Below are 5,021 nucleotides of genomic sequence, written 5' to 3'. Positions count from 1 at the left end.
GGCGAGCAGGCCGGCCAGGTCGTGCACGAGGCGCCCGGTCGGACCGTCCGGCCGTTCGTCCGCGAGGAAGGTCGCGAGCTCGGCGCCGAGCGCGGGTTCCCGGGCGGCGGTGAGGACGAGCGCGGCGACGAACTCCTGGACGAGGTGCAGCTGCAGCTCCTCCAGCGGCACCGAGCGCTCGGCCAGCCACTCGAGCGAGGTGATCTCGGCGTTGGCGATCCAGGCGCGGACGGTCAGCCGCAGCCCGGGGCTCGGGGCGGGGACGGCGAGGTGGCTGAGGATCTGGTCGTGGGCGGCCCGCCGGACCTCGTCGATCACCGCCGACGTGCCGGCGCTGGCGGCCACCGAGCCGCCGCGCAGCAGCGCCGCGAAGCCGGGCCCGTGGCTCTGGACGAAGTCCAGGTAGCGGCCCATCACGCGGTAGAGGCGCTCGGACAGCGGGCCCTCGGGGGGCTCCTCGAAGCGTCCGGCGAGTTCGCGTCCGGCCCGGCGCAGCGACTCCTCGTACAACGCCTGCTTGCCGGGGAAGTAGTGGTACACGAGCGGCCGGGAGGCGCCCGCGGCGGCGGCGATGTCGTCGATCGACACCTCCTCCGGCGGGCGCACGCTGAACAGTTCCAGGGCGACGGCGATCAGCTGCTCGCGCCGCTCGTCGACGCTCAGCCGGCGGCGCGGGCGCTCGCCCGCGGCGGCGCCGGTCGCGGCGGACGTACCGGGAGCGCCGGTCGCGCCGGGAGCGCCGGACATGCCGGGAGCACCGGGCGCGTCGGGCGCCGGGGACCGGTCCGGGGCGGGGGTCCGTCCGGCGCGGGCGGCCGTCGGCGACGGCGTACGGGAGGCCATGCGCGCCACCCTATCCGGCGGGCGCAACGGGCCCTACGCGGCGCGGAAGTCCAGGTAGCGGCGGTAGGCCTCGCGGCCGTCGGGGACGAAGTCGTCGCGGGCGAGGCGTTCGTCGAGCTCGGCGGGGGTCAGCCAGGCGTGCCAGGCGACCTCGGACTCCTGCGGGGAGACCGGGCCGTCCCACACGGCCTCGTACATGTCGCACCACCAGGAGAGGTGGTCCTGCCGGAAGAGGAACTTGAACATCGGGCGCGGGGCGATGCCGCTCACGCCCAGTTCCTCCTCGGCCTCGCGGACGGCGGCCTCGGCGTACGTCTCGCCGGAACCGACGACGCCGCCGACGAACATGTCGTAGGCGCCGGGGGCGAAGAGCTTGGTGTCGGTGCGGCGGTGGACGAAGATCCGCCCGGACGGGTCGCGGACCAGGATGAAGACGCACCGGTGGGTGAGGCCGCGCCGGTACACCTCCCCGCGCACCGCCGTCCCGATCACCCGGTCGTGTTCGTCGACGACGTCCAGCAGCTCTTCGGCGGGGTTCACCGCGGCAGGGTTGGTCATGACCGACAGGTTAGGGTTTCCGGGCCCGCTTCGAACGCGGGCGCGAACGAATACGGTCAACTACGGACAGGCCCGGTCGGGTCGCACGGGCTGAGGACGGCGCGCGATGGTGGAGATCTGGGGCGAGACGGCCGACGGCTTCGAGCCGGTACGGGAGGCCTTCGCGCGGAACTTCCGCGAGTACGGCGAGCTCGGCGCCGCCTTCGCGCTGTACGTGCGCGGCCGCAAGGTGGTCGACCTGTGGGGCGGCGACGCCCGGCCCGAGGTCGGCGGCCGGCCCGCGCCCGCCGTCGCGTGGACGGCGGACACCGCGCAGGTGCTCCGCTCGGTCACCAAGGGTCTGACCGCCACCACCGCCCTCCTGCTCGCCGAGCGCGGCGAGCTCGACCTGGACGCGCCGGTGGCCTCCTACTGGCCCGAGTTCGCGGCGGCCGGCAAGGGCGGGGTGCCGGTGAGCTGGCTGCTCTCGCACCAGGCCGGGGTGCCCGCGCTGGACGTGCCGCTGCGCCTGGAGGACGTGCTGACCTGGGAGCGGGCGGTCGCGGCCGTCGCCGCGCAGGCGCCCGCCTGGGAGCCGGGCACCGCGCACGGCTACCACCCGTACACGTTCGGCTGGCTGGTCGGCGAGGTGGTGCGGCGGGCGAGCGGGCGCACCGTGGGCCGGTACTTCGCCGAGGAGATCGCCCGGCCGCTCGGTCTGGACCTGTGGATCGGGCTGCCGGCCGCTGCCGCGCCGCGCGTCGGCAAGCTGGTCGACCTGCCCGCCCCGGACGCGGCCAGGACCGGGCCGAGCGGGCTGCGGCTGCGGCCCAAGCAGAACGTCCGGGACGCCTACCAGGACCCGTCCTCGCTGACCGCCCGCTCCTTCGCCTCGGTGCTGCCCGGGGTGGACATGAACGACCCGGCGGTCCAGGCCGCCGAGATCCCCGGCGCGAACGGCATCGGGACGGCCCGTTCGGTGGCCCGGTTCTACGCGGCGCTGGTCGGCGCGGCGGACCGGCACGACGGCTCGGGCGGCACGCTCGCGCCGCTGCTCGGGCCGCAGGTGCTGGCCCGGGCGCTCGGGCCGGTGGTGAGCGGCCCGGACCGGGTGCTGATCGTCAACTCCACGTTCGGCCTGGGCTTCTGGCGGCACGGCCCGACCGCGCCGATGGCGTCCCCGGCGAGTTTCGGGCACCCGGGCCGGGGCGGCTCGCTGGGCTTCGCCGACCCGGACCTCGGGCTCGGTTTCGGCTACGTCACCAACGGGATGCAGCCGGGCGTCACCGGGGACATCCGTTCGCGCAACCTCATCCGTGCCGTGCGCGGGTGCCTGGGGCTCGACGGGTAGGACGGACCCTGCCGCTCAGGCCCGGCCGGGGCTGCTCACGCCCGGCCGGGGCCGCTCACGCCTGGCCGGTCTCGAAGCGGCTGATCTTCCCGCCGTCGACGGTGAACCGCCAGGCGGTGCGCATCTCCCCCCAGGTCTCGTTGGTGAAGTTGGCGACGAGGGCGTGGCCGCCGTCGGACTCGGTCTGGACGTCCATGCGGCCGCGCGACGAGAAGACCTCCCGTTCGGTCCAGTCGTGGATGTCGCGGTCGGAGCCGTCGTCGGACATGGTCGCGCCCGGGGCGAGCGTGGCCATGAAGGCGGCGCGGTCGCCGGCGTTGATCGCGGCGACGAAGGCGCGCACGGTCGGGTCGGAGAGCTTGGCGGGGGAGATGGTCATTCGAGGCTCCCGGGGTGGAAGGGACGGGAGCCCCTGTGTACGACGTCCACCGGGCGCGGCCGGGCATGTCGGCGGCGAGTCGGCGAAATTCGCGCATTCATGTGCTTGGATCAACAAATGGGCGTTTCGTGGTATTTGCCCTGATGTCACGGGGAGTGGCAGCGGGACGGGAGACCGGGAGCGGTCTCCCGACCCGCGAAGAGTCCGGCCGCTGGAAGGCCGGGCCGTGATCCTCGGCCGCGAGGACTGCGCAGGCCTGTGCGGTCTGCGCGAGGACTGCGCGAGGACTGCGTGAGGACTGCGTGAGGCCTAGAAGAAGCCGACCTCGTCGGGGGAGTAGCTGACCAGCAGGTTCTTGGTCTGCTGGTAGTGCTCCAGCAGCGCCTTGTGGTTCTCCCGCCCGATACCGGAGTTCTTGTAGCCGCCGAAGGCCGCGTGGGCGGGGTAGGCGTGGTAGCAGTTGGTCCACACGCGGCCGGCCTGGATGGCGCGGCCGGCGCGGTGGGCGGTGTTGAGGTCCCGGGTCCAGACGCCCGCGCCGAGGCCGTACTGGGTGTCGTTGGCGAGCGCGACGCCCTCGGCGAAGTCGCCGAAGCGGGTGACGGAGACCACCGGGCCGAAGATCTCCTCCTGGAAGACCCGCATCCGGTTGTCGCCCTCGAAGACCGTCGGCGTCACGTAGTACCCGCCGGCCAGGGCGCCGCCGAGGTCGGCCTGCTCGCCGCCGGCGAGCACCTTGGCGCCCTCGGCGCGGCCGATGTCGAAGTAGGAGAGGATTTTCTTCAGCTGCTCGACGCTGGCCTGCGCGCCGACCTGGGTCTCGGTGTCGAGCGGGTTGCCCTGGCGCATCGTGCGGACCCGCTCCAGGCCGTCGGCGAGCAGGCGCTCGTAGACCGAGGACTGGATCAGCGCCCGGCTCGGGCAGGTGCACACCTCGCCCTGGTTGAGGGCGAACATCGCGAAGCCCTCGACGGCCTTGCCGTAGAAGGCGTCGTCGGCGTCGGCGACGTCGCCGAAGAACACGTTGGGGCTCTTGCCGCCGAGCTCCAGCGAGACCGGGATCAGGTTGTCGCTGGCGGCGCGGGAGATGAGCCGGCCGGTGGTGGTCTCGCCGGTGAAGGCGATCTTGCGGATGCGGGGGCTGGCCGCGAGCGGGGCGCCGGCCTCCTCGCCGAAGCCCGTCACGATGTTGACCACGCCGGGCGGCAGCAGGTCGGCGGTCAGCTCGGCGAGCAGCAGGACGGAGGCCGGGGTCTGCTCGGCGGGCTTCAGGACGACGGCGTTGCCCGCCGCGATCGCCGGGGCGAGCTTCCATATCGCCATCAGGATCGGGAAGTTCCACGGGATGATCTGGCCGACCACGCCCAGCGGCTCGTGGAAGTGGTACGCGACGGTGTCCTCGTCCAGCTGGGAGATGCCGCCCTCCTGGGCGCGCAGCGCGCCGGCGAAGTAGCGCAGGTGGTCGACGGCGAGCGGGAGGTCGGCGGCCAGCGTCTCGCGCACCGGCTTGCCGTTCTCCCAGCTCTCCGCGACGGCCAGCCGCTCCAGGTTCGCCTCCATCCGGTCGGCGAGGCGCAGGAGCACCTGGGCGCGCTCGGCGGCGGACGTGCGCCCCCAGGCGGGCGCGGCGGCGTGGGCGGCGTCCAGGGCGGCCTCGATGTCCTCGGCGGTGCCGCGGGCGACCTCGGTGAAGACCTCGCCGGTGACCGGGGTCGGGTTCCCGAAGTACTCGCCGCGCACCGGCGGCACCCAGTCGCCGCCGATCCAGTGCTCGTAGCGGGGGCGGTAGGCGATGATGCTGCCGGGGGTGCCGGGCGGCTGGTAGACCGTCATGCTCTGGTGTCTCCTCGCGACGTCGGGCGCCGCCCGTGCCCTGCGGCGGGGCGGCGGGCCGGACCGCCCGGTTCGGGG

At 74.2% G+C, this 5,021-nt stretch carries 5 protein-coding genes; 1 reads left to right on the top strand and 4 read right to left on the bottom strand.

Annotation, left to right across the window (positions count from 1 at the left end):
- A partial coding sequence (locus AB0O00_RS29315; protein ID WP_363656834.1) for a TetR/AcrR family transcriptional regulator occupies window positions 1–663 on the bottom strand: 663 nt, incomplete at its 3' end.
- A 213-nt stretch (window positions 664–876) separates the two neighbouring features.
- A complete protein-coding gene (locus tag AB0O00_RS29310) occupies window positions 877–1,401 on the bottom strand; it encodes an NUDIX domain-containing protein (RefSeq protein WP_363656832.1) in 525 nt (174 codons plus the stop codon).
- 106 nt (window positions 1,402–1,507) lie between these two features.
- Between AB0O00_RS29310 and AB0O00_RS29305 the strand changes: the two genes are divergently transcribed.
- On the top strand, window positions 1,508–2,731 hold the full coding sequence (locus AB0O00_RS29305) for a serine hydrolase (RefSeq protein ID WP_363656830.1): 1,224 nt from the start codon (window positions 1,508–1,510) through the stop codon (window positions 2,729–2,731).
- A gap of 55 nt (window positions 2,732–2,786) precedes the next feature.
- On the opposite strand, the gene AB0O00_RS29300 is transcribed toward AB0O00_RS29305, so the two are convergent.
- Window positions 2,787–3,110: a nuclear transport factor 2 family protein gene (locus AB0O00_RS29300; protein WP_363656828.1), complete on the bottom strand. Its 324-nt coding sequence runs from the start codon at window positions 3,108–3,110 to the stop codon at window positions 2,787–2,789.
- Window positions 3,111–3,419: 309 nt separating this feature from the next.
- The gene (locus AB0O00_RS29295; protein WP_363656826.1) at window positions 3,420–4,943 is read right to left on the bottom strand and encodes an aldehyde dehydrogenase family protein; all 1,524 of its coding nucleotides are present in this window, start codon (window positions 4,941–4,943) and stop codon (window positions 3,420–3,422) included.
- Between the last annotated feature and the right edge of the window lie 78 nt (window positions 4,944–5,021).

Source organism: Kitasatospora sp. NPDC093558 (assembly GCF_040683475.1).
Classification (GTDB): Bacteria; Actinomycetota; Actinomycetes; order Streptomycetales; family Streptomycetaceae; genus Kitasatospora.
This window is presented reverse-complemented; position numbering and strand designations above follow the sequence as displayed.